At 71.2% G+C, this 22,594-nt stretch carries 19 protein-coding genes and 1 pseudogene; 13 read left to right on the forward strand and 7 right to left on the reverse strand.

Going from position 1 to position 22,594, the window contains the following annotated elements:
• Positions 1–74: 74 nt before the first annotated feature.
• Positions 75–257, reverse strand: a complete 183-nt coding sequence (locus ABZ808_RS29170; RefSeq protein WP_357012596.1) for a DUF397 domain-containing protein — start codon at positions 255–257, stop codon at positions 75–77.
• A pseudogene (locus tag ABZ808_RS29175) lies at positions 254–1,052 on the reverse strand (helix-turn-helix transcriptional regulator). Before ABZ808_RS29175 ends, ABZ808_RS29170 begins: the two are co-directional and overlap by 4 nt.
• Before the next feature lie 291 nt (positions 1,053–1,343).
• Here ABZ808_RS29175 and ABZ808_RS29180 point away from each other — a divergent pair.
• Entirely contained in the window at positions 1,344–1,508 is a 165-nt protein-coding gene (locus ABZ808_RS29180) for a hypothetical protein (RefSeq protein ID WP_357012547.1), read from the forward strand.
• 37 nt (positions 1,509–1,545) lie between these two features.
• Here ABZ808_RS29180 and ABZ808_RS29185 read toward each other — a convergent pair whose 3' ends face one another.
• Complete coding sequence (locus tag ABZ808_RS29185) at positions 1,546–1,944, reverse strand: hypothetical protein (protein WP_357012548.1); 399 nt, start codon at positions 1,942–1,944, stop codon at positions 1,546–1,548.
• Positions 1,941–2,264: a hypothetical protein gene (locus tag ABZ808_RS29190; protein WP_357012549.1), complete on the reverse strand. Its 324-nt coding sequence runs from the start codon at positions 2,262–2,264 to the stop codon at positions 1,941–1,943. The genes ABZ808_RS29185 and ABZ808_RS29190 overlap by 4 nt, the downstream gene beginning before the upstream one ends.
• Positions 2,265–2,487: 223 nt before the next feature.
• On the opposite strand from ABZ808_RS29190, the gene ABZ808_RS29195 reads away from it, so the two are divergent.
• From ABZ808_RS29195 to ugpC, 4 genes are read left to right on the forward strand one after another with little or no spacing between them, the layout of a single operon-like run.
• Positions 2,488–3,774 (forward strand): ABC transporter substrate-binding protein, encoded by a 1,287-nt coding sequence (locus ABZ808_RS29195; protein ID WP_357012550.1) that lies wholly within the window; start codon positions 2,488–2,490, stop codon positions 3,772–3,774.
• Entirely contained in the window at positions 3,771–4,745 is a 975-nt protein-coding gene (locus ABZ808_RS29200; protein WP_357012551.1) for a sugar ABC transporter permease, read from the forward strand. The genes ABZ808_RS29195 and ABZ808_RS29200 overlap by 4 nt, the downstream gene beginning before the upstream one ends.
• Before the next feature lies 1 nt (position 4,746).
• A complete protein-coding gene (locus ABZ808_RS29205; protein WP_357012552.1) occupies positions 4,747–5,589 on the forward strand; it encodes a carbohydrate ABC transporter permease in 843 nt (280 codons plus the stop codon).
• A gap of 10 nt (positions 5,590–5,599) precedes the next feature.
• Positions 5,600–6,808: a sn-glycerol-3-phosphate ABC transporter ATP-binding protein UgpC gene (ugpC, locus tag ABZ808_RS29210; RefSeq protein ID WP_357012553.1), complete on the forward strand. Its 1,209-nt coding sequence runs from the start codon at positions 5,600–5,602 to the stop codon at positions 6,806–6,808.
• Between the two features lie 73 nt (positions 6,809–6,881).
• Here ugpC and ABZ808_RS29215 read toward each other — a convergent pair whose 3' ends face one another.
• Positions 6,882–7,988: a winged helix DNA-binding domain-containing protein gene (locus tag ABZ808_RS29215; protein ID WP_357012554.1), complete on the reverse strand. Its 1,107-nt coding sequence runs from the start codon at positions 7,986–7,988 to the stop codon at positions 6,882–6,884.
• A 159-nt stretch (positions 7,989–8,147) separates the two neighbouring features.
• Between ABZ808_RS29215 and ABZ808_RS29220 the strand changes: the two genes are divergently transcribed.
• The 4 genes from ABZ808_RS29220 (at position 8,148) to wrbA (ending at position 10,431) form a co-directional block, all read left to right on the forward strand.
• Positions 8,148–8,546: a DUF4190 domain-containing protein gene (locus ABZ808_RS29220; protein WP_357012555.1), complete on the forward strand. Its 399-nt coding sequence runs from the start codon at positions 8,148–8,150 to the stop codon at positions 8,544–8,546.
• A gap of 45 nt (positions 8,547–8,591) precedes the next feature.
• Positions 8,592–9,350, forward strand: a complete 759-nt coding sequence (locus ABZ808_RS29225) for a HipA family kinase (protein WP_357012556.1) — start codon at positions 8,592–8,594, stop codon at positions 9,348–9,350.
• On the forward strand, positions 9,347–9,715 hold the full coding sequence (locus ABZ808_RS29230) for a DUF3037 domain-containing protein (protein WP_357012557.1): 369 nt from the start codon (positions 9,347–9,349) through the stop codon (positions 9,713–9,715). Before ABZ808_RS29225 ends, ABZ808_RS29230 begins: the two co-directional genes overlap by 4 nt.
• 98 nt (positions 9,716–9,813) lie before the next feature.
• On the forward strand, positions 9,814–10,431 hold the full coding sequence (gene wrbA, locus ABZ808_RS29235) for an NAD(P)H:quinone oxidoreductase (RefSeq protein WP_357012559.1): 618 nt from the start codon (positions 9,814–9,816) through the stop codon (positions 10,429–10,431).
• Positions 10,432–10,525: 94 nt separating this feature from the next.
• Here wrbA and ABZ808_RS29240 read toward each other — a convergent pair whose 3' ends face one another.
• Positions 10,526–12,442: an anthranilate synthase family protein gene (locus ABZ808_RS29240; RefSeq protein WP_357012561.1), complete on the reverse strand. Its 1,917-nt coding sequence runs from the start codon at positions 12,440–12,442 to the stop codon at positions 10,526–10,528.
• Between the two features lie 261 nt (positions 12,443–12,703).
• On the opposite strand from ABZ808_RS29240, the gene ABZ808_RS29245 reads away from it, so the two are divergent.
• The 3 genes from ABZ808_RS29245 to ABZ808_RS29255 all read left to right on the forward strand — a co-directional run bounded on the left by ABZ808_RS29245 (position 12,704) and on the right by ABZ808_RS29255 (position 17,184).
• Positions 12,704–14,116, forward strand: coding sequence for an FGGY family carbohydrate kinase (locus tag ABZ808_RS29245; protein WP_357012562.1), 1,413 nt, complete (start codon positions 12,704–12,706; stop codon positions 14,114–14,116).
• A gap of 99 nt (positions 14,117–14,215) precedes the next feature.
• On the forward strand, positions 14,216–16,765 hold the full coding sequence (locus tag ABZ808_RS29250; protein ID WP_357012563.1) for a nitrate- and nitrite sensing domain-containing protein: 2,550 nt from the start codon (positions 14,216–14,218) through the stop codon (positions 16,763–16,765).
• A 5-nt stretch (positions 16,766–16,770) separates the two neighbouring features.
• Complete coding sequence (locus ABZ808_RS29255) at positions 16,771–17,184, forward strand: roadblock/LC7 domain-containing protein (protein WP_357012597.1); 414 nt, start codon at positions 16,771–16,773, stop codon at positions 17,182–17,184.
• A 77-nt stretch (positions 17,185–17,261) separates the two neighbouring features.
• On the opposite strand, the gene ABZ808_RS29260 is transcribed toward ABZ808_RS29255, so the two are convergent.
• Positions 17,262–18,602 (reverse strand): GH1 family beta-glucosidase, encoded by a 1,341-nt coding sequence (locus ABZ808_RS29260; protein WP_357012564.1) that lies wholly within the window; start codon positions 18,600–18,602, stop codon positions 17,262–17,264.
• A gap of 840 nt (positions 18,603–19,442) precedes the next feature.
• Here ABZ808_RS29260 and ABZ808_RS29265 point away from each other — a divergent pair.
• Positions 19,443–22,349 (forward strand): glycoside hydrolase family 48 protein, encoded by a 2,907-nt coding sequence (locus tag ABZ808_RS29265; RefSeq protein WP_357012566.1) that lies wholly within the window; start codon positions 19,443–19,445, stop codon positions 22,347–22,349.
• Positions 22,350–22,594: the final 245 nt, after the last annotated feature.

Raw genomic sequence — 22,594 nt, forward strand, 5'->3', positions numbered from 1 at the left:
GGGCCGGTAGGGCGTGATCGAGCCTGGGGATGCGAGTAGAAGGCCCCCGGGCGGGGCCTTCTACTCGGTTGTGGTCAGTGCCGCTTGGCGTACCCGACGAAGGCCCTCCAGGCCGCCGGATCGACGTGCAGGGTGCCGCCGTCCCGGTCCTTCGTGTCCCGTACCAGCACCACGTTCGGCAGGTTGTCGGCGACCTCGACGCAGGACCCACCGTTGCCGCCGGACCTGGTCGACTTCCGCCACTGCGGGGTCATCATGTCCATGACTTCGCCACTTCCTTGATCAGCTCGATTGACTGCCGGCGGGGGAGCGCCTCGTTCCGCACGATCTCCCACGTCTTCGCCAGCTTAGCGACGTCCGCTGGCGCATCGATGATCTGCGCGGTCAGCTGGTTGTCGGCGTGGGCTACCCGCGTTCCATCGGGCAGCTCGGCGATGATGAACTGGCCTGCCAGCCCCAGGTACATCCCAGCATCCGCAGGCACGATGTGCACCTGGATATGCTCCGCTGCCGCCAGTTGGGCCAGGTGCTCACACTGCTCGACCATCAGCCCTGGCTGATCGAGCACCGGCCGGCGGAGCACCGCCTCGTCCAGGACGGCGATGAGCTGCGGCGGGCGCGGGCGGTGCAGGATCGACTGCCGCTCCAGCCGGGAGGCGACGATGCGGTCGACGTCCTGGACGAGGCGGTGCTCCGCCGGCCAGCGTGGCGCGGGCGTACCGCTCGGTCTGTAGGAGGCCCGGCACGTACGACAGCTCGAACCAGCGCAGCGTTGTGGCCTCGCGTTCGAACTCGATCCACTCGCGCAGCCAGGCCGGCTCGGCGTCGAGTTGGGCCAACCTCTCCAACATGCGCAGGAAGCGCCCGCCGGTCTCGTGCTGGGCGTCGACCGCCCGCATGTACTCCTTCGTGGGTGGTCGTCCGCCGGTCTCCACAGAGCTGACGTGCGAACCCGAATAGCCGATACCCCTGCCGAAGTCATCCTGGCTGAGCCCGGACCCCGCCCGGAGCAGACGCAGCTCCTCCAGCACGTAGTCGGTGACGGTCCCCATCAATTCCCCAAACTCCGCTCACTGTGGATCGGCGTGTCCGCCAGGGCTGCTCACCTGGGCCGTTGAGCTGCACGGATGCCCTGAGCACGTATCGACGGTAGTCGTGTCACCCCAGACTGTCACCAGTGGCGGGTCCGCTGGTGGCCGGAATTGGCGGCGGCGGGCCCTGCCCCGGGGTCGCTCCCGTTCCCCCGTGTGGGAGCGGCCCCGCCCCCCACCACCCGAGGAGGTCGATGTGCGGAGCACTGTCACGTGGTGGAGCGACCACCAGCACGCGATGCGGTGGCGGTGATGCTCGCACTGTTGACCGAGTACCGGGGCAGCCGGACGGCGCTGCTGATCTACCTCGGCACCCTGATGCATGAGGCGACGAACCAGCTCACCCAGCTCCACCCCGACCACCCGCCGGCCCGGATGACCGAGCGCTTCCTCTCCTGGGCGCGGGCCCGGGGCTGACTCCGCTCGTACCCCTCCTCGTGCGGCACACCGGAGTTCATCCGGGGAAGTGGATCAGCGGCACCCCTTCGGAGTACCCGGGCCCCTCGCCGGTGAGCACCGCGGCGTCGTGGGTCAGACCCGCCACGGCGGCAGCGGCCAGGTCGAAGCGGTGGGTCCTGCGCTGCCAAAAGGTCAGCTCCGGCAGGTCCTGCGCCCGCTCCGGCAGCAGTGCGCAGGCGGGCAGGGCCAGTAGTTGGTGCAGCAGGGCCAGGTCCTTGCCGGTCGCCATGTTCAGCGCTTCGGCGGCTGCCACCACCGGCACACCGAACCGCACCCCGTCCTCAATCACCTCGTGGACGGGCTCGCCCACGTGCACCGTCCGGAGGACCGCGTATCCCAGCAGAGCTGACCGGTCCAGGATCAGCCGGACTGGAGGCTTCGTCTCCGAGGTCATCCGGCGTCAGCGCGGGGAGCAGTGTCATCGCCGTTTATCTCGGCCTCCATGGCGGCGCGGATCTTGGCGCGTTCGGCTTCGAACCGCTCCGGGGGCCACTCGGCTTCCACACCCAGGCGGCGGGCCCGAGCCTCGGCGACACCCTGCTCAGTGACGTGAATGCCGGCCGCGAGCAACAACTCCTTGTGCTGCTCCACCCGCCTGCGGCGGCGCACCGACTCGGTGACGTAAGCGCTGGCCATGCGGTGGCCCTGGCTCTCCAGGATCTGACTCACATCCGGGGGGACGGAGATCGTGAAGCGACGCTGCGGCTCTGTCATACGCGCAGCTTACGCCTGTCATACTGCGGTGCCCTCACTCATCCGGCCGGGTCGGTGCAACGGCAGCGCGCAGGCAGGTTTCGTGACTTCGCGGGTGGGGCAGTGTAGCCGCACAGAGCATCCGAGTCGGGGCGTTTCCGCAGCTCCAGGGCTCGGAAGTCTCGCCGTGCACCGGGGCGCGGATGCCCCTCCCCGGTCTTTCGCCGAAGAGAGGGGGAGGGCGATGACGGACCCCGAAACGGCCCGGCGGCGGCGTCGGCCGATTGTTCGGCTCGGAGCGGCGGCAGCCGCGCTGGCGCTGGTCGCGCCGCTGGCCGCCTGCGGTTCCGGTGACGATGGTGGCCCACCGACGATCAACCTGTACTACTCGCCCGAGCAGAACCTGCAGAAGGTCGTCGACGACTGCAACGCGCAGGCGCAGGGGCGGTACAAGATCGCCTACCGGGTGCTGCCCCGGCAGGCCGATGACCAGCGGGTGCAGATGGTGCGACGGCTGGCCGCCGAGGACAGCGGCATGGACGTGCTCGGGCTGGACGTCACCTGGACCCAGGAGTTCGCCAGCGCCAAGTGGATCCGTGAGTGGACCGGCCAGGACAAGGCCGAGGTCGAGCAGGGCACCCTCGCCGGGCCGCTGGACACCGCCCGCTACGAGGACAAGCTGTACGCCGCGCCGAAGAACACCAACGTCCAGCTGCTCTGGTACCGCAAGGACCTGGTGCCGCAGCCGCCGACGACCTGGGATCAGATGATCGATGCGGCCCAGCAGCTCAAGGACCAGGGCAAGCCCCACCAGGTGCTCACCATGGGCGCCCAGTACGAGGGTCTGGTCGTGCTCTACAACACGATGGCCGAGAGCGCCGGCGGAAAGATCCTCAGCGACGACGGCAAGCAGGCCGTGATGGACGAGGGCACCGTGCGGGCGCTGGAGCAGTTGCGACGCCTCGCCACGTCCGGCGTGACGTCGCCGTCCTTCAGCAACGCCACCGAGGACCCGGTCCGGCTGGAGTTCCAGTCCGGCAACGGCGCCTTCCAGGTCAACTGGCCGTTCGTCTATCCGGCGCTCCAGGAGGCCAACCCGGAGCTGGCCAAGCAGGTCGGCTGGGCGCGGATGCCCGGCATCGACGAGAACACCCCGAGTCGGGTCACCATCGGCGGGTTCAACCTGGCCGTCAGCTCGTACTCCAAGCACCCGGAGTTGTCATTCGAGGCGGCCCGGTGCCTGCGCAGCCCCGAGCACCAGAAGTTCTCCGCCATCAACGACGGGGTGCCACCGACCATCGAGGCGGTCTTCGACGATCCGGAGATGGTCGAGGCGTACCCGATGAAGGACACCATCCTGGAGGAGCTGAAGGAGCCGGCGACCCGCCCGCTGACCCCGGCCTACCAGAGCATCTCCACCGTGATGTCGGCGATCCTGTCGCCGCCGTCGGCGATCGACCCGCAACAGACGGCCGACGAGCTGCGCGACGCCATCTCCGATGCCCTCGACTCGAAGGGCGTCCTGCCATGAGCCGGCCCGCCAGCACGGAAACTCCCGAGCAGACCGACGGCCAGCGGCCCACCGTGCCCGCTCAGCGCGCCGGCCGCCGTAAGCCGCCACTGAGCGAGAACAAGAAGGCCGAACGCAAGCTCGGTTGGTTGCTCTGCGCGCCCGCCGCGTTTGTCATGGTCGCGGTGACCGCGTACCCGATCATCTATTCGGTCTGGCTGTCGTTGCAGCGCTTCGACCTGCGCTTCCCCGACCAGCGCGAGTTCATCGGCCTGGAGAACTACGTCACCGTGCTCACCAACGAGTTCTGGTGGACCGCGTTCGGGGTGACCATGCTGATCACGGTGGTCACCGTGGCCGTCGAGCTGGTGCTCGGCATGGGGCTGGCGATCATCATGCACCGCACCCTGGTCGGCCGTGGCCTGGTGCGGACCTCGGCGCTCATCCCGTACGGGATCGTCACCGTGGTCGCGGCGTTCTCCTGGCGGTACGCCTGGACGCCCGGCACCGGCTACCTGGCCAACCTGTTCAGCGACGGGGCTCCACTGACCGAGCGGGCCAGTTCCCTGGCGATCATCATGCTGGCGGAGATCTGGAAGACCACCCCGTTCATGGCGCTGCTGCTGATGGCCGGGTTGGCGCTGGTGCCGGAGGACCTGCTCAAGGCCGCCTCCACCGACGGCGCGACCGCGTGGCAGCGGTTCACCAAGGTGATGCTGCCGGTGATGAAGCCGGCGATCCTCGTGGCGCTGCTGTTCCGCACCCTGGACGCGTTCCGGGTCTTCGACAACATCTTCGTGTTGACCGCCGGCGGCAATGAGACCTCGTCGGTGTCGATGCTCGCCTACAACAACCTGATCCGGGGTCTGAACCTCGGCATCGGCTCGACGATGTCGGTGCTGATCTTCATCACCGTGGCGATCATCGCGTTCGTCTTCGTGAAGCTGTTCGGCACCGCTGCCCCGGGCAGCGACGACGGGGAGAGGCGCTGACATGGCCACCGGTACCGCAACCACCACCCGGGCGAAGCTGCGTTGGGGCCTGCTCGACGTCCTCGTGATCGTCTTCGCGCTGGTCCCGGTGCTGTGGATCGCGTCGCTGTCGTTCAAGACGCCGGCCACCCTGACCGACGGCAAGTTCATTCCGCGCGAGTGGACGCTGGACAACTACAAGTCGATCTTCGACACCGACCAGTTCGTCCGGGCGCTGGTGAACTCCATCGGCATCGCCCTGATCGCCACGCTGATCGCCGTGGTGCTCGGCGCGATGGCCGCGTACGCGATCAGCCGGCTGGACTTCCCAGGCAAGAAGCTGCTGGTCGGCGTCTCGCTGCTGATCGCCATGTTCCCGCAGGTGTCGCTGGTGTCGCCGCTGTTCGAGATCGAGCGGCAACTCGGCCTCTTCGACACCTGGCCCGGGCTGATCCTGCCGTACATCACGTTCGCGCTGCCGCTGGCGATCTACACGTTGTCGGCGTTCTTCAAGCAGATCCCGTGGGATCTGGAGAAGGCGGCGAAGATGGACGGCGCCACCCAGGCGCAGGCGTTCCGGCGGGTCATCGCCCCGCTGGCCGCGCCCGGCCTGTTCACCACGGCGATCCTGGTCTTCATCTTCTGCTGGAACGACTTCCTGTTCGCGATCACGCTGACCTCCACCGAACGCGCCCGTACGGTGCCGGTCGCCCTGTCGTTCTTCACCGGCGAGTCGCAGTTCGAGGACCCCACCGGGGCGATCTGCGCCGCCGCCGTGGTGATCACCGTTCCGATCATCCTGTTCGTCCTCTTCTTCCAGCGCCGCATCGTGTCCGGTCTGACCTCCGGCGCAGTCAAGGGATAGGTGAGTAGTCATGGCTGACATCGTGCTCGACAAGGTGAGCAAGAGTTTCCCGGACGGGACCGTCGCCGTGCAGGACGTCGACCTGGAGATCGCCGACGGCGAGTTCGTGATCCTGGTCGGACCCTCGGGCTGCGGCAAGTCCACCACCCTCAACATGATCGCGGGCCTGGAGGACATCAGCTCCGGTGAGCTGCGCATCGCCGGCCAGCGGGTCAACGACAAGGCCCCCCGGGACCGGGACATCGCCATGGTGTTCCAGTCGTACGCGCTGTATCCGAACATGACCGTGCGGGAGAACATGGCGTTCCCGCTGCGGCTGGCGAAGCTCGACAAGGAGACGATCAACTCCAAGGTCGACGAGGCGGCGAAGGTGCTGGAGTTGACCCCGCTGCTGGACCGCAAGCCGGCCAACCTCTCCGGCGGGCAGCGGCAGCGGGTGGCGATGGGCCGGGCGATCGTCCGCCAGCCGAAGGCGTTCCTGATGGACGAGCCGCTGTCCAACCTCGACGCCAAGCTGCGGGTGCAGATGCGTACGGTGGTGTCCCGGTTGCAGAAGCAGCTCGGCACCACCACCGTCTACGTCACCCACGACCAGACCGAGGCGATGACCCTCGGCGACCGGGTCGTGATCATGCGCGGGGGAGCGGTGCAGCAGGTCGGGCCGCCGCAGGAGCTCTACGACCACCCGCGCAACCTCTTCGTGGCCGGCTTCATCGGCTCGCCGTCGATGAACTTCCTGCACGCCGCCGTGCGGGACGGCGGGCTGCACACCGCACTGGGCGACGTGCCGCTCGGCGACCGGGTACGCCGCGAGCTGGAGGCGGCCGACGCGCCGCGCGAGCTGATCCTCGGCATCCGCCCCGAGCACTTCGAGGACGCCGCACTGGTCGACGACGACACCCGCCGCCGGGGCCTGGAGTTCGAGGCGCCGGTGGACATCGTCGAGTCGATGGGCTCGGACAAGTACGTCTACTTCACCGTCGAGGGTGAGAAGGCCACCGCCGCCGAGCTGGAGGAGTTGGCCGCCGACGCGGGCGCGGCCGACTTCGCCGGTGCCGGCGGCAACCTGGTGACCCGGCTGTCCGCCGAGTCGGCGGTCGCCGAGGGGCAGTCGCACCGGGTCTGGTTCAACCTGGAGAAGATCCACCTGTTCGACCCGTCCAACGGTCGCAACCTCACCCTGCACGAGGGTCGGGCGGCCGGCGCCCTGGCCGAATAGGAGTGTCCATCGTGGTGGGGCCGGCGGGGGAACCTGCCGGCCCCGTCGTCGACGTGTTCGCGGCGAGCGGCGGTCAGGGCCGCCAGTCGAAGCGGGGAGGCAGCCCGAGGAAGCCCGCGTACCGGCCCAGCGCCTGCTCCACCCGGGCCTGCGCGGCGGCGTCGAGAGCCGTCAGCGGTTGGATCGTGATGGTGACCGCAGCCCGGCCGACCTTGCGCTTCCAGACGCCCACCACCCGGCCGGCGCGCACCACGGTGGCCTGGAAGACGCCGTTGTTGCCCGGCACCACGGCCGCCTGGTGCGCGGGATCGAGCATCAGGGTGCGGTCCCGGTAGCCGAGCAGGTATTCGTCGAAGCCGGGCAGCACGAGCATGTCGTCGACCGGGCTGAGTGGGGTGTCGACCAGCGCCGCGTCGACGTACATCGGCTCGCCGTCGACGCGTACCGTGCTCAGCCCGTCGGCGGCGGCAAGGCCGCGCCGCGCGTCGGTCAGGGTGAGGCCACTCCAGCCGGCGAACTCGCGGTCGGTGACCGGCCCGTGCCCGCGAACGTAGCGGTGGGCGAGCAGGGCCAGCGCCTCGTCCCGCTCCGGTCGGCGTGGCTCGGGTGCCCACTCGTCGAGCAGGGCGAAGGTCTGCTCGGTGCCGACGTTCGGTGCCACGCAGGTCACCCCGCGCACACTCGCGTACCAGAGAAGGTGGTATCCCCGCTGGCCGTCGGTCGCCACGCCGGCCGCGCGGAGGGTCGCCAGGCACTGCGCCCGGGTGAGCCGGCCGCCGCCGGCCAACGCGGTGCCGAGGACGTCAACGGCCCGCTCCGTCTCGTCCTCGGTGAGCCCCAGCTGGGCCCGGCGGGTCGCCGCGCCGGCCAGCGAGCGGGTGCCGGTGAGCTCCAGCATCCAGCGGGCGTCGGCGGGTGGGACGAGGTGCACGGTGCCGCGCATCGGCCAGGTGCGCAGGGCCTCGCGGCGCTCCAGGGCTGCCTGCACGTCGACCATGGTGTGGCCCGGCAGTCGGGCACCCAGCGACCACAGGCCGCTGGCCAGGTCCTGTGCCTGCATCGCGCCGAACCACTCGACCACCTCGGCGACGGAGCCGGGTCGGGTGCTCGGATGCGGGCGCAGCAGCAGGCTGGTCATCCGCAGCGCCAGCGCGTCGGCCGCGCTGAGGTCGGCTGTCATCGCACCCCTCTCGGTCTTCGGGCGCAGCCTAGGCCCACCCACCGACACCCGCGTGCCACCCACTGGCCTCGCGAAGGTCAGCGACGAGGGCTTAGCGGCCGAAGCAGTGGGAATGCGCCCGCCGGAAGTACGCGCACCGCGCGTACGGAGGGGAGTCCCATGACTGCCGCAAGCGAGCCGGCCCGGGGTGCCGGCGCACCGGCCGGGTCCCGGACACATCGGGCGCCCGCGTCCACCAACGCCAAGACCAGCGCCGCCGCCACCTTCGCCCTGGTCTTCGGGGTGGCTGGCCTGCTCAGCGTGCTGACCGCGATCCTCGCCTGGATCGGGCTGATCCTCGGCATCATCGGCGTCATCCTCGGCATCGTCGGCCTGAAGATGAGCCGGCGGCCCGGGGTGACCGGTCGGGGAGTGGCCATCGGCGGCCTCGTGCTGAGCATCCTGGCGGTGCTGATCGGTCTGGGCCTCGCCGCGGGCATCACCACCTTCGTCAACAACGAGGGCGCGGTGAACCGCCTTCAGCAGCAGGTCGACGACCTGCGCGACAAGCTCGACTGACGGCACCTCGGGTGGCCGAGCGGCCGTCACAGTAGGGTGGGCGGCGTGCTCCGTCAGGTCGCCGCGATCCGTTACGTCACCCCGCTGCGCGAGGGTGGCTCGCTGCCGGGCGTGGTGGAGGCCGACGACCTCGGCACGTACGTGGCGAAGTTCCGAGGGGCCGGGCAGGGCCCGAAGGCGCTCGTCGCCGAGGTGATCTGCGGCGAGCTGGCCCGCCGGTTGGAACTGCGGGTCCCGTCACTGGTGGTCCTCGACGTCGACCCGGTGATCGGGCGGGCCGAGCCCGACCAGGAGGTGCAGGAGCTGCTGCGCAACAGTGGCGGCGCCAACCTGGGGATGGACTTCCTCCCCGGCGCGTTGGGCTTCGACCCGGTCGCGCACCCCGTGGACCCGCTGCTGGCCTCCCGGGTGCTCTGGTTCGACGCGTACGTGCAGAACGTCGACCGGAGCTGGCGCAACCCGAACCTGCTGATCTGGCACCGGGAGCTGTGGCTGATCGACCATGGCGCCGCGCTGTACTTCCACCACAACTGGCCAACGGCCGAAGCCGCCGTGCACCGGCCCTACCGGGCCGAGGATCACGTGCTGGCGCCGTACGCCGACCGGGTCGCCGAGGCCGACGCCGAGCTGGCGCCCCGGGTCACCCCGGATCTGCTCGCCGAGGTGCTGGCGCTGGTGCCCCCGGAGTGGCTGACCGCGGCCGACTTCGACTCGGCCGACGTGGCTCGGGAGGCGTACGTGGCGCACCTGTCGCGCCGGGTCGCCCGTACGGCGGACTGGCTACCGGCGGGGAGCGGCGCGTGAGACACCCCTTCGAGTACGCCGTCATCCGGCTGGTGCCGCGCATCGAGCGCGGCGAGCAGATCAACGTCGGGGTGCTGCTCTACTGCCAGCAGCGCGACTTCCTGGCCGCGCGGACGCACCTGGACGCCGACCGGGTCCGCGCGTTGGCCCCCGACGTCGACCTGCCGGCCGTGGCCGCGGTGCTCGGCTCCTGGGACCGGACCTGCTCCGGTGACGGGCCGGCGACCCGGATGCGGCTCGGCGAACGGTTCCACTGGCTTGCCGCACCCCGCAGCACGATGATCCAGACCGGGCCGGTGCACACCGGGCTCACGGCCGACCCGGCGGCCGAGCTGGACCGGCTGATGGCGGCGCTGGTCCACTGACCAGCGGAGCCTGGAGGCCCGATGGGCCGGGACCTCGTTTGTCTCGGGAAAGCAGGGGTAGTCGCGGGAGTTGATCCGCGACGAAGGAGACACATCTGATGGCTGCCCAGACGAAGGTAGCGGTGATCTACTACAGCGCCACCGGCATCACGTACCAGATGGCGCAGGCCGCGTGCGAGGCCGCCGGGGAAGCCGGTGCCGAGGTGCGCCTGCGCAAGGTGCGGGAGCTGGCACCGGACGAGGCGATCCGCTCCAACTCCGGCTGGCAGGCGCACCACCTGGAGACCCAGGACGTGCCCGAGGCGATGATCGACGACCTGTCCTGGGCCGACGTGGTGATCATGGGTGCGCCGACCCGGTACGGCATGGTCGCCGCCCAGTTGAAGCAGTTCATCGACACCACCGGACCGCTCTGGGCGCAGGGCGCGCTTGCCAACAAGGTCTACTCCGCCTTCACCTCCACGGCGACCTCGCACGGCGGGCAGGAGACCACGCTGACCTCGCTCTTCAACGTCTTCTACCACTGGGGTGGGGTCGTGGTCGCCCCCGGGTACACCGACTCCAGCCAGTTCATCGCCGGCAACCCGTACGGCGCCTCGCACACCAGCAACAACGGTGAGATCGCCCCGGACGCGGTGGCGCTGGGCGCCTGCGCTCTCACCGCCCGCCGGGCGGTGCTGATCGGCGCGGCGTTGAAGCAGGGCATGGCGGGCTGACCCGGTGACACCGGCGGGGCCGCGCAGCCGTGGCGGGAGACCGGTGGCGCGGGCGGGGGCTCTCAGCCCGCTCGCACCACCGGCCCCCGCAGCCCTACCCCCGTACGGTGGTGGCTATGCCCGCCGGGGCAGCCGGCAGCAGGTCGGCCAGTAGCTCGGCCAGCACGGCGAGCCCGTCCGGGCTGAGCACCGACTCCGGGTGGAACTGCACCCCGGCGAAGCCGCGCCCGCGCAGGGCGTGCACGGCGCCGTCGCTGGCCTCCCGGGCCAACTCCACCGTCCCGTACGCGGTGTCCAGGTGGTCGATGTCGGCACGGGCGGTGAACGTCGAGTAGAAACCCACCCGGCGGGTCTGGCCGAACAGCGACACCTCCCGCTGCAACCCCTGATAGGGCGCCTGGCGGCGGTGCAGCGGCAGGCCCAACAGCCCGGCCAGCACCTGGTGCCCCAGGCAGACCGCGAGGGTCGGCCGCCCGCTCGCCAGCAGCCCGGCCAGCAACCCCCGCAACGCCACCATCTTCGGCTCGTCCGGGCTGCCCGGGTCACCCGGCCCCGGCCCGGCCACCACCAGGTCGTAGGTGTCGACCGGCCCCACGGCATGCCACGGCCGCAGCGTAACCGCGAGACCCAACGCGCCCAGTTGGTGGGCCAGCATGCCGGTGAAGGTGTCCTCGGCGTCGACGATCAACGCCCGGCGGCCCGCCAGACCGGGCAGCCCTGGCGCGTCCGGCGCCCGCTGGTCCAGCCAGAACCGGGCCAGCGGCGCGTTGCGCGCGGCGAGCGCGGCGCGTACCGCCGGATCGTCGGCCAGTCGCGCGACGGGCCCGCGGTCGCCGACGGGCGCCGCCGGGCCGAGACCGAGCGCGGCCAGCACCCCGGCCGCCTTGGCGTGCGTCTCGGCCACCTCGCCGGCCGCCGTCGAGTGCCGGACCAGGGTCGCGCCGACCGGCACCCGCAGCCGTCCGGTGGGCGAGATCTCGGCGGTCCGGATCAGGATCGGCGCGTCCAGCGTCTGCTGGCCTGCCTCGTCGTGGCCGAGCAGGGCCAACACCCCCGCGTAGTAGCCCCGGCCGCGACCCTCGTGCCGCGCGATCACCCGGCAGGCGTTCTCCATCGGGCTGCCCGTGACGGTCGGCGCGAACATCGTCTCCCGCAGCACCTCCCGCACGTCGCGGGTGCCCCGCCCGGCCAGCAGATACTCGGTGTGCGCCAGGTGCGACATCTCCTTGAGGTACGGGCCGATCACCTGGCCGCCGTGCTCGGCGACGGTGGCCATCATCTTCAGTTCCTCGTCGAGCACCATGTACAGCTCCTCGACCTCCTTGGGGTCGGCGAGGAAACGCAGCAGCGCCGCGGTGTCCGGTGCGCCGCCGTCAGGCCGGAAGGTGCCGCTGATCGGGTTCATCATCACGAGCCCGTCGTCGACGCTGACGTGCCGTTCCGGGCTGGCGCCGACCAGGGTCCGGGTGCCGGTGTGCACCACGAACGTCCAGTACGCGCCGCGTTCGGCGACCAGCAGCCGGCGCAGCGCGGCGAGCGCGGCCACCAGCGGCGCACCCTGCACGGTGGCGTGCAGGGTGCGGTGGATGACGAAGTTGGCGCCCTCGCCCCGGCCGATCTCCTCGGCGAGCACCCGTTGCACGATCTGGGCGTACTCGTCGTCGGTGACGTCGAACGCGGCGTCCATGGTGCGGACCGGCTCGTCGGGCAGCGCGGCCAGCGCCTCGGCCAGGGGGATCCGCCGGTGCTCGCGGACCTGGAGGCACTCCAGCGGAGCGCCGTCGTCGACGCAGGCGAAGCCGCGTTCGGCGATCTGCCGGTACGGCACCACGGCAAGCGTCCGCGCACCGGGCGTACCGGGCGGCAGCGGGATGTCCGCCAGCCGGTCGACGGTGCCGACCGGACCGGTGAACAGCTCCAGCTCGTCGGCGCCCTCGCGGCGCACCAGCGCGAAGGGGCCGGGGTCGGCACCGCTGGTGACGGCGGCGAGCAGGTCGGTCAGGTGGGTCATCAGAATCTCCGTAGGCCGGGCGCCGCCAGCGGGGGCGGCCATCCGGGCCGGGAGTTCCGGCGGCCGCCTCGATGGCGGCCGCGTGATTGAAGCTACGCGCGGGGGGTGGCCGCCAGGTTGGCGGGCCACCAGCAGGTCAGGTGCGCGAGCATGCGACCACCCTACGCGGTCACGGGCGGGCCTGGAACCCGTTCGGCCCTACCGGTGTGCCCGGCCGGACCGCCGTTCCCGCCCGGCCGGCAGCGGGTAACTTGACCGGCGATGAACATTCTCGCGCTCGACCTGGGCACCTCATCGGTACGCGGGCTGGTGCTGGGCAGCGATGCCCAACCGCTGCCCGGCGCGCTGGCTCGGCGGAAGGTCGCCCTCGCCCTCGGCGACGACGGCACCGGCACGCTGTCCGGGCCCGACTACCTGAGCCTGCTCGTCGAGTGCCTGGACGAGCTGGCCGAGGCGGGGCACCTGCGGGACGTACACCTGGTGGCGATCTCGGCGCAGTGGCACTCGGTGCTTCCGCTGGGCCGCGACGGCAGCCCGCTCGGCCCGGTGGTGACCTGGCTCGACACGCGACCGACGCCGGCCGACGGCGCAGCGGGCCCGACCGACCCGGACGACTTCCACCAGCGCACCGGCTGCTGGTGGCACCGCTCCTACTGGTCGGTGCGCCTGCCCTGGCTGCGGGAGCATTCCGGCACCTCGATCAGCCGGTTCGTCGGCCTGCCCGAGTACGTCCTGGGCGAGCTGCTGGAGGCGGCACCCATGTCGGTCTCCCAGGCCTCCGGCACCGGCCTGCTGGACCTGGGCAGCCTGCGCTGGGACGAGGAGGCGCTGACGATGGCCGGCGCGCGACCCGGTGAGCTGCCGTCCCTGGTGGAGCTGAGCTGGCACGGCCGACTCCGGCCCGACTGGGCTCGACGCTGGCCGCAACTGACCGAGGCCCGCTGGTCACCGCCGGTCGGCGACGGCGGGGCGTCGAACGTCGGCTCGGGCTGCGTCGACCCGAGCCGGGCCGCGATCACCGTCGGCACCTCCGCCGCCGTACGCCTGATGCAGCGGATCCCGGCCGGCGAGCCCATGCCCCGGCTGCCCGAACGGCTCTGGCGTTACCGGGTTGACCACGACCACGTGGTGACCGGGGCGGCGTACTCCAGCGGCGGCAACCTGTTCGCCTGGGCCGACCGGGAGTTGAGGTTGCCGCGGGGCGACGAGCTGGACGCGGCGCTGGCGCTGGTGCCGCCCGGCGGTGGTCGGCCGACCGATCCGCGCTTCGGCGGCGACCGGGCGCCCGGGCTCGCACCGGCCGGCACGGGCGAGCTGCGTGGGCTGAGCTTCAGCACCACAGCGGTGGACATCCTGGCCGGCCTCATGCAAGGGCTCTGTGAGCTGGTCGCCGACGACCTCGCGGTGTTGGAGTCCACGATCGACAGTCCGGTCGACGTGGTGCTGGGCGGTGGCGCGGTGGCTGCCTCGGTGTGGTGGCGCCAGGCGTTCGCCACCACGCTCGCGCCGCGACCGGTGTCGCACCAACGCAACCCCGAGGTCGGCGCCACCGGTGCGGCTCTGGTGGCGCTGGGCCGCTTCGGTGACGCGGCGGAGCTCGCCGACATCGGCCGGACGGATGAGCTGGTCCTGCCGACGACGACAGGACGGTCGGACCCCCAGTATCCTTCCTGAACTTTCGCCCTGCCCGGACCGTTGACAGCGCTCCCGAGCCTGGTTGGATGGACTGCGCTCCCCGGGTCGCGGTGGACGCGGCACGATGGAGGAGGCAGGGTGGCGGTAGGTCCGGACCCGGCGAAGGGCGACGTGTCGAACCATCGCCGACGCCGCTTCGACGTCCGGGTCATTCCGCATCGACGTCGCTCGCCGTTCCGGCTGCGCGACTGGCGGATGAGCACCAAGCTGGCCACCGTCCTGGTGGTGCCGTCGGTGGCGTTCCTGGTGCTGGCCAGCGTGCAGACCAGCGCCCTTGTCGGACAGACGACCGCGCTCAACGACTTCGCCCGGCAGGTCGGCATCGGCCGGCAGATCACCGCCGTGGTGCACCAGCTCCAGCAGGAGCGCGACCGTTCGGCGGGTGAGCTGAGTGAGCTGCGCCGGGGTGGCGACCGGGAGGCCGCGGCCACCGCCCTGAGGCCGTTGCAGTCGGCCGCCGACCGGGCCGTCGAGGATCTGCGTCGCGCCGCCGAGCCGCTCGCCAACGCCGACGCGTCCTGGCGGGTCGCCTTCTCCGAGGCGCTGGAGGCGTACGAACAGGTGGTCAACATCCGGGTGGCCATCCCGCCGGCGGTGCTGAGCAACGACACCGTCCTGAGCAACTACCACCGGGCCATCGACGCGCTGCTCGATCTGCTCGACGAGCCGACGCCAGGTCAGGAAAATCCGGCGTTGAGCGACGCGGTGCTGCGCTACGTCCAGCTGGCCCGGGTCAAGGAGCTGTCGTCCCGGGTCCGGGCCCAGCTCTACGCCGCTGGCCGCGCCGGCCGGTACGGCACCGAGGACCGGGTGCTGCTCAGCGACCTGCGCGCCCAGCAGCTGACCGCGCTGGGCGCGTTCCGGGTGGCCGCCACCAACGACCAGATCCGCCGGTACGACGAGACCTCGGTGAACCCGATGTTCGTGGTCGCCACCCAGCTGGAGGAGCGCAGCCTGCCGGTCGGTGACGCGGCACCGGAACTGCTGCCGTCGGAGCAGTGGTGGTCGGCCAGCCAGCAACGCCAGGAGTTGCTGCGGCAGCTCGAGGCGGGGGTGCTCGACGACGCCGTACGGCAGGCCGACGACGCCAGCTCCGGCCAGCTGCGGGCCACCCTGCTGGTCGTCGGCGGAATCGTCACGGTGCTGCTGGCCGCCCTGTTGATCTCGCTGCTCGTCGGCCGGTCGGTCGCCCGGTCGATGCGGCTGCTGCGTAGTCAGGCGCTGCGGATCGCGCAGATCGAGCTGCCGGACGCGCTGGACCGGCTGCGGACCGTCACCGGCGGGGTGACCGACATCGAGGTCCCGCCAGCGGTGGTGCGCTCGCTCGACGAGATCGGCGAGCTGGCCGAGGCGTTCGTCGCGGTGCACCGCAGCGCGGTCACCGTCGCCGTCGAGCAGGCGCGGATGCGGCGCAACGTCAACGGGATGTTCGTCAACCTGGCCCGACGCAGCCAGGTGCTGGTGGAACGCCAGCTGGAGCTGCTGGACGATCTGGAGCGCGAGGAGAGCGACCCGGAGCAGTTGGAGAACCTGTTCAAGCTCGACCACCTGGCCGCCCGGATGCGCCGTAACGACGAAAGCCTGCTGGTGCTGGCCGGCACGGACTCCACCCGCCGGTGGAATCGCCCGGTCGGTCTCGGCTCCGTGCTGCTGGCCGCCGCCGCCGAGATCGAGCAGTACCAGCGGGTTCGCCTGGAGCCGGTGGGTGACGTCAACGTGGTCGGGCACGCGGTCGGTGAGCTGGTGCACATGCTGGCTGAGCTGCTGGAGAACGCGACCGCCTTCTCCCGTCCGGACACCGTCGTGATGGTGACCGCCCGGGTCGAGGCGTCGGCCGCGCTGATCGAGATCGTCGACAACGGCCTCGGCATGACCCCGGCGGCTCTGGCCGAGGCGAACGCGGTGCTGGCCAGCCCGCCAGCCGCGAACGTCGCGGCGGTCGAGCGGATGGGCCTGTTCGTGGTCAGCCACCTGGCCGCCCGGCTGGGCGTACGCGTGCAGCTCGACGGCGGTCAGGGCGGCCTGGTCGCCCGGCTGGTGCTGCCCGCCACCCTGCTGGCTCCGGCCGGCGCGGTGGAGCTGGGTCCGCCGATGCCGGCACGGATGCTGGCGGCGAGCACCGCGCGGGGCGTCGGAGCGCAGCGAACGGGCGGGGACTTGCGGCCGGCCGGCCCGCGCGGGCCGGCCGTCGCGCCGTTGGACCTGCCGGTGGCCGGTCGCCCGCCGGCAGCCGCCGTGCCGCGGCAGGCCCGCCCGGTGCCGGTGCGCGCCGAGGACGTGCTGGCCCCTGCGGGCGTCCAAGCCGACGCCTCGGACAGCGGCTGGTGGTCCCGGCAGGGTCCGGTCGGGCCGACGGTCCCCGGGCCGGCCGTGCCGCCCGCCACGCCGGTGACCGCCGGCACGAACGAGCGGGGTCTGCCGATGCGGGTGCCGATGGCGCAGCTCTCGGCGGTCACCCGTTCGGCCCAGCCGACGTCGGCGCCGGCGCGCGTCGACCTGGACCCGTCGGCTGTCGGCGGCATGCTTTCCCGGCTCTACAGCGGGGTACGGCGTGCCGAGGCCGAGGACACCACCGAGATACCCGTGTCACCCTCCTGGGGGCACGACGAAGGGGGACGACGACAGTGACAACCTTGAGTCAGGAGGCGCGGGACCTGAGCTGGTTGGTGAGCGCGTTCGCGGAGCGGGTGCCCGGCGTGGCGCACGCGGTGGTGGTCTCCTCCGACGGGTTGCTGGTCGCGATCTCCGATCACCTGCCGCGCGACAACGCGGACAAGCTCGCCGCGGTGACCTCCGGGCTGATGAGCATCACCGCCGGTGCGGCGCAGCTGTTCGACGGCGACATCGTCAAGCAGACGGTGGTCGAGATGGGCCGAGGCTATTTCCTGGTGATGCAGGTGCGCGACGGGTCGATCCTGGCCACGCTGGCCGCCGGGGACGCGGACATCGGCGTGGTGGGCTACGAGATGGCCCGGCTCGCGAAGCAGGCGGGGGAGATGCTCACCCCCGCGCTGCGGGCGGAGTTGCAGCAGGCGCTGCCCCGCTGAGCGGTCCGGGCGTGACCCGGACGGTCACCGGCTCACCGGAGCCGAGCCGTCCGGGCCCGGCCGTCCGGGCGGCCCGCTCAGAAGCCGCCCTCGGCGATGACGGAGCGGTACCAGTGGGCGCTGCGCTTGAGCACGCGCCGCTGGGTCGGGTAGTCCACATAGACCAGACCCCAGCGCTGGTCGTACCCCTCGGCCCACTCGAAGTTGTCCAACAGGGACCAGACGTGGAAGCTCTCCAGCGGGACCCCGTCGGCGAGGGCGCGGTGGGCGGCGGCCAGGTGGTCGCGCAGGAAGGTGATCCGGCCGGCGTCGTCGACGGTGCCGTCGGTGGCCAGGGTGTCCGGGGTCGGCAGGCCGTTCTCGGTGACGGTGAGCGGGATCGGGCCGTAGTCACGGGTGACCCGGGTCAGGATGTCGTACATCCCGTCGGGGTAGATCTGCTGCCATTCGGCCTCGGTGGTCGGCCAGCGCTGCTCGCTGCGCCCGTCGGCGGTGACGTAGATCGGCGTGTAGTACTGCACGGCCAGCAGGTCGACCGGCGAGGAGATCACCGCCAGGTCGCCGTCGCGGATGCCACGGACCATCCGGCTGCGGGAGCCCAGGTCGGCCAGCACGTCCTGCGGGTAGCTGCCCTTGAGCAGGGAGTCGAGGTAGAGGCGGTTCTCGTAGCCGTCGTAGAGCTGGGCGGCGGCGGCCGCCTCGGGGGAGTCGTCGGCGGGGTAGCAGGGGTGCAGGTTGAGCGCGGGGCCGATCCGGCCGGTGCTGGTGGTGGCGCGTAGCGCGCGGACCGCCAGGCCGTGGGCGAGTTGCAGGTGGTGGGCGACCAGGTAGGCGGCGTCCGGGTCCTGCCGGCCGGGCGCGTGGTGGCCGATGAGGTAGCCGTTCTGCACCACGGTTTTGGGCTCGTTGATGGTGAGCCAGACGGGCACCCGGTCGCCGAGGGCGGAGAAGACCGCGTCGGCGTAGTCGGCGAAGCGGTGGGCGGTGTCGCGTGACTCCCAGCCGTCGGCGTCCTGCAACGCCTGCGGCAGGTCCCAGTGGAACAGGGTCGCCATCGGTGCGATGCCGCGCTCATGCAGGCCGTCGATCAGACGGCGGTAGAAGTCCAGCCCGCGCTGGTTGGGCGCGCCGGTGCCGTCGGGCTGGATGCGCGGCCAGGAGATGGAGAAGCGGTAGCTGCGCAGCCCGAGGTCGCGCATCAGGTCGAGGTCTTCGGCGTACCGGTGATAGTGGTCGGCGGCCACGTCGCCGGTGTCGCCGTTTCGGGTTCGCCCGGGGACGCGGCTGAACGTGTCCCAGACCGATTCGCCTCGGCCGTCCTCCTTGGCGGCGCCCTCGATCTGGAAGGCGGAGGTGGCCGCCCCCCAGCCGAAGTCGCGGGGGAAGCGCAGCGGGCCAGGCCCAGTGGGTATCGACATGGATTCTCCTCGTGGATACGGGGCCACCGCCGAGATTCGGGAGCGCTCCCATGATAGGCCAGGGGAGGCCGGCCCGGGCAGCCGGCCGTCCTGACGGGCGGGTGCTGCCGGGTTGAGGCGGAGGTGAGCCCCGGACAGCGAACGAGGCCGACCGGGCGGCGTGTCGCGCCTGTCCCGTCGGCCTCTTTTCCCATCGTGTACGGGGGTTTAGTGTGGGGACGGGGGAGGGCAACCCCCGTCCCCACCGTAACTGCACACGCACGGGCGGATGTTGGGTCCTGCCGTGCGTGTCGCGCGGGAGCCGGGCCACGCGAGTGGCTCTGGTTCCACCTCCCTTCCCAGTGACGGGATGATGGCTGACGGCGGTGTCCGGGCTGGCCCGCCGTCGGCCTTCGGGTTCCCCGGGCTCGCCACAAGGACAACCCCGGTGATCTTCTAGTTGGAACCTTTGTCGATGGAAGCGCTCCCATCGACCGATGTTGCGACTGTAACGCCCGTCACGCCTTTGTGAAAGACCCAAAACGAGATCGAAACAAGTGGCTGATCCTCCCCGCCGCGCGCTTGTTGTGGGAGCGCTTCCATGGCACACTGTCGATTCAACGCGACAGAGCCAGATCGCGTGGCGTGGGTCCGCCGAGGGCAGCCGGCAGCATCAACACCGGTCGCGGCACCCGATCGCAGCCGGCGGGACCCCCTCCCGCGCGGGCCGCACCGCCGCACCCCCGGCCGGGCCCGGGGCGACCACCATCCCGGCGCCTCGAATCCCCCGCGCACCACCACACCCGCGGGCAGGCGCCTCGCCGGGACCATCCCGGCCTGGTCCGAGGAGACACCGCGCACATGAGACAACTGGCACGACGCCGCCGAGTGGCGATCCTCGCCGCCGCCGCGCTCGCCGTCGGCGGGGTGACCCTGCCGGCCGGCGCCGCGCAGGCCGCACCGGCCTGCGACGTGGTCTATGCGACAAACGACTGGAACAACGGCTTCACCGCGAACGTGACGATCAAGAACCTCGGCGACCCGGTCACCGCCTGGACGCTCAAGTGGACCTTCCCGAACAGCGGTCAGCGCGTGACCCAGGGCTGGTCGGCCAGATACAGCCAGTCCGGCAGTGAGGTCACCGCGACCAACGAGTCGTGGAACGGCAACCTGGGCACCGGGGCCTCCACCACCATCGGCTTCAACGGCGCCCACTCGGGGAGCAACCCGAAGCCCACCTCCTTCACCCTCAACGGCACCCCCTGCAACGGCACCCCGGCCAACCAGCCGCCGACGGTCTCCCTCAGCCTGCCGACCGGGCCGTTCACCGCGCCGGCCGACGTGCCGCTGACCGCCACCGCCAGCGACCCGGACGGGACGATCAGCAAGGTCGAGTTCTACCGCAACGGCCTGCTGATCAACACCGACACCACCGCTCCGTACGCCTACACCCAGGAAGACCTCCCGGCCGGCAGCTACACGGTCCAGGCCAAGGCGTACGACAACGCCAACGGCGTCGCGGTCGACGAAAAGGCGTTCACGGTCACCGCCGCCACCGGCCCGACGCTGGTCGCCACCCCGTCCGCGGTGAGCGTCAGCGAGGGTGGCACCGCCACCTTCAACCTGAAGCTCAGCGCCGCGCCGACGGCCAACGTGCCGGTCACCCTCACCCGCACCGGCGACACCGACGTCACGGTCTCGCCGGCCACCGTCACGCTGACTCCCAGCAACTGGAACACCGGGGTCACCGTCACGGTCGCCGCGGCGGAGGACGCCGACACCGTCGGCGGCACCGCCACCATCACCGCCTCCGCCACCGGTCTCGCCCCGCTGGCGGTCACCGCCACCGAGATCGACAACGACACCCCGGGCGGCGACAACACCTACATCGCCCGCTTCCTCGAGCAGTACGGCAAGATCAAGAACTCGGGCTACTTCAGCCCCGAGGGCGTGCCGTACCACTCGGTGGAGACGCTGATCGTCGAGGCGCCCGACCACGGGCACGAAACCACCTCGGAGGCGTTCAGCTTCTGGCTCTGGCTGGAGGCGAACTACGGGCGGGTCACCCAGAACTGGGCGCCGTTCAACAACGCCTGGACCGTGATGGAGAAGTACATCATCCCGAGCCACGCCGACCAGGCCACCGCGGGCGCGGCGGGCACCGCCCAGTACGCCGCCGAGCACGACCTGCCCAGCCAGTACCCGTCCGCCCTGGAGGCGAACGTGTCGGTCGGCCAGGACCCGCTGCGCGGCGAGCTGCAGTCCACCTACGGCACCGGTGACATCTACGGCATGCACTGGCTGATCGACGTGGACAACACGTACGGCTTCGGTCGCTGCGGCGACAAGACCACCCGGCCGGCGTACATCAACACCTTCCAGCGGGGCACGCAGGAATCGGTCTGGGAGACGATCCCGCAGCCGTCCTGCGACACCTTCACCGCAGGCGGCCAGTACGGCTACCTCGACCTGTTCGTCAAGGAGTCTGCCGCTCCGGCCAAGCAGTGGAAGTACACCAACGCGCCGGACGCCGACGCTCGCGCCGTGCAGGCCGCGTACTGGGCGCTGACCTGGGCCAAGGCGCAGGGCAAGCAGGCCGACGTCGCGGCCACCGTGGCGAAGGCCGCCAAGATGGGCGACTACCTGCGCTACTCGATGTTCGACAAGTACTTCAAGAAGATCGGCAACTGCGTCGGGGCGAGCGCCTGCCCCGCCGGCAGCGGCAAGGACTCCGCGCACTACCTCATGTCCTGGTACTACGCCTGGGGTGGCGCGTACGAGACCAGCCAGAACTGGTCCTGGCGGATCGGCTCCAGCCACAACCACTTCGGCTACCAGAACCCGTTCGCGGCCTGGGCGCTGACCAACACCCCGGAGCTCAAGCCGCAGTCGCCGACCGCGGTCACCGACTGGACCAAGAGCTTGGAGCGGCAGCTGGAGTTCTACACCTGGCTGCAGTCCGCCGAGGGCGGCATCGCCGGCGGCGCGACCAACAGCTGGGGCGGCAACTACGGCCAGCCGCCGGCCGGCACCAGCACCTTCTACGGCATGTTCTACGACGTCGACCCGGTCTACAACGACCCGCCGTCCAACCAGTGGTTCGGCATGCAGGCCTGGTCGATGCAGCGGATCGCCGAGCTGTACCTGCAGACCGGCAACGCGAAGGCCAAGGCGCTGCTGGACAAGTGGGTGCCGTGGGCGATCGCCAACACCACCGTCGGCACCAACTGGTCGATCCCGTCGGACATGAAGTGGACCGGCCAGCCGACCACCTGGAACCCGAGCAACCCGCAGCCCAACTCCAACCTGCACGTCGAGGTCACCGTCAAGGGCCAGGACGTCGGCGTCGCCGCCGCCTACGCCCGGACCCTGATCGCGTACGCGGCCAAGTCGGGTGACACGGCGGCCAAGACGACCGCCAAGGGTCTGCTCGACGCGCTCCACGCCGCCAGCGACGCCAAGGGTGTCTCCACCACCGAGAAGCGTGGCGACTACCGGCGCTTCGACGACACCTACGACGCGGCCAGCGGGCAGGGCCTCTACGTCCCGCCGGGCTGGACCGGGAAGATGCCCAACGGCGACACCATCGCCGCCGGCAAGAGCTTCCTCGACATCCGGTCCTTCTACAAGAACGACCCGGACTGGCCCAAGGTGCAGGCGTACCTGGACGGTGGTGCGGAGCCCAGCTTCAACTACCACCGGTTCTGGGCACAGGCCGACGTCGCCATGGCGTACGCCGACTACGGGAGCCTGTTCCCGAACGGCTGACAACGACCCGGGGTGGGTGGACGTGCCCTGCCCACCCCGGGGTTCGGCCGGGTTCGGGGGAACGACGGAACCCGGCCGGCGGACGGCCTGACACCCACGGTCAGGCCGGGGTGGGCCGGTCATCTGGCCAACGCAGCGGATCGGCCGGCCCACCCCACCGCCCGGAGTGGAGGTTGCCGCGAAAAAGCCCAGAAATTCGGGCCGACGCGGGATCACACCCACGGCTACGACGGAGTAACGTACCT

It is taken from the genome of Micromonospora sp. NPDC047527 (assembly GCF_040643015.1).
Lineage (GTDB): Bacteria > Actinomycetota > Actinomycetes > Mycobacteriales > Micromonosporaceae > Micromonospora.

Excerpts from the sequence above, each read along its gene's own strand:
- ABZ808_RS29170 (WP_357012596.1), bottom strand. The coding sequence starts at position 257 with ATGATGACCCCGCAGTGGCGGAAGTCGACCAGGTCCGGCGGCAACGGT.
- ABZ808_RS29180 (WP_357012547.1), top strand. The coding sequence starts at position 1,344 with ATGCTCGCACTGTTGACCGAGTACCGGGGCAGCCGGACGGCGCTGCTG.
- ABZ808_RS29185 (WP_357012548.1), bottom strand. The coding sequence starts at position 1,944 with ATGACCTCGGAGACGAAGCCTCCAGTCCGGCTGATCCTGGACCGGTCA.
- ABZ808_RS29190 (WP_357012549.1), bottom strand. The coding sequence starts at position 2,264 with ATGACAGAGCCGCAGCGTCGCTTCACGATCTCCGTCCCCCCGGATGTG.
- ABZ808_RS29195 (WP_357012550.1), top strand. The coding sequence starts at position 2,488 with ATGACGGACCCCGAAACGGCCCGGCGGCGGCGTCGGCCGATTGTTCGG.
- ABZ808_RS29200 (WP_357012551.1), top strand. The coding sequence starts at position 3,771 with ATGAGCCGGCCCGCCAGCACGGAAACTCCCGAGCAGACCGACGGCCAG.
- ABZ808_RS29205 (WP_357012552.1), top strand. The coding sequence starts at position 4,747 with ATGGCCACCGGTACCGCAACCACCACCCGGGCGAAGCTGCGTTGGGGC.
- ugpC (WP_357012553.1), top strand. The coding sequence starts at position 5,600 with ATGGCTGACATCGTGCTCGACAAGGTGAGCAAGAGTTTCCCGGACGGG.
- ABZ808_RS29215 (WP_357012554.1), bottom strand. The coding sequence starts at position 7,988 with ATGACAGCCGACCTCAGCGCGGCCGACGCGCTGGCGCTGCGGATGACC.
- ABZ808_RS29220 (WP_357012555.1), top strand. The coding sequence starts at position 8,148 with ATGACTGCCGCAAGCGAGCCGGCCCGGGGTGCCGGCGCACCGGCCGGG.
- wrbA (WP_357012559.1), top strand. The coding sequence starts at position 9,814 with ATGGCTGCCCAGACGAAGGTAGCGGTGATCTACTACAGCGCCACCGGC.
- ABZ808_RS29240 (WP_357012561.1), bottom strand. The coding sequence starts at position 12,442 with ATGACCCACCTGACCGACCTGCTCGCCGCCGTCACCAGCGGTGCCGAC.
- ABZ808_RS29245 (WP_357012562.1), top strand. The coding sequence starts at position 12,704 with ATGAACATTCTCGCGCTCGACCTGGGCACCTCATCGGTACGCGGGCTG.
- ABZ808_RS29260 (WP_357012564.1), bottom strand. The coding sequence starts at position 18,602 with ATGTCGATACCCACTGGGCCTGGCCCGCTGCGCTTCCCCCGCGACTTC.
- ABZ808_RS29265 (WP_357012566.1), top strand. The coding sequence starts at position 19,443 with ATGAGACAACTGGCACGACGCCGCCGAGTGGCGATCCTCGCCGCCGCC.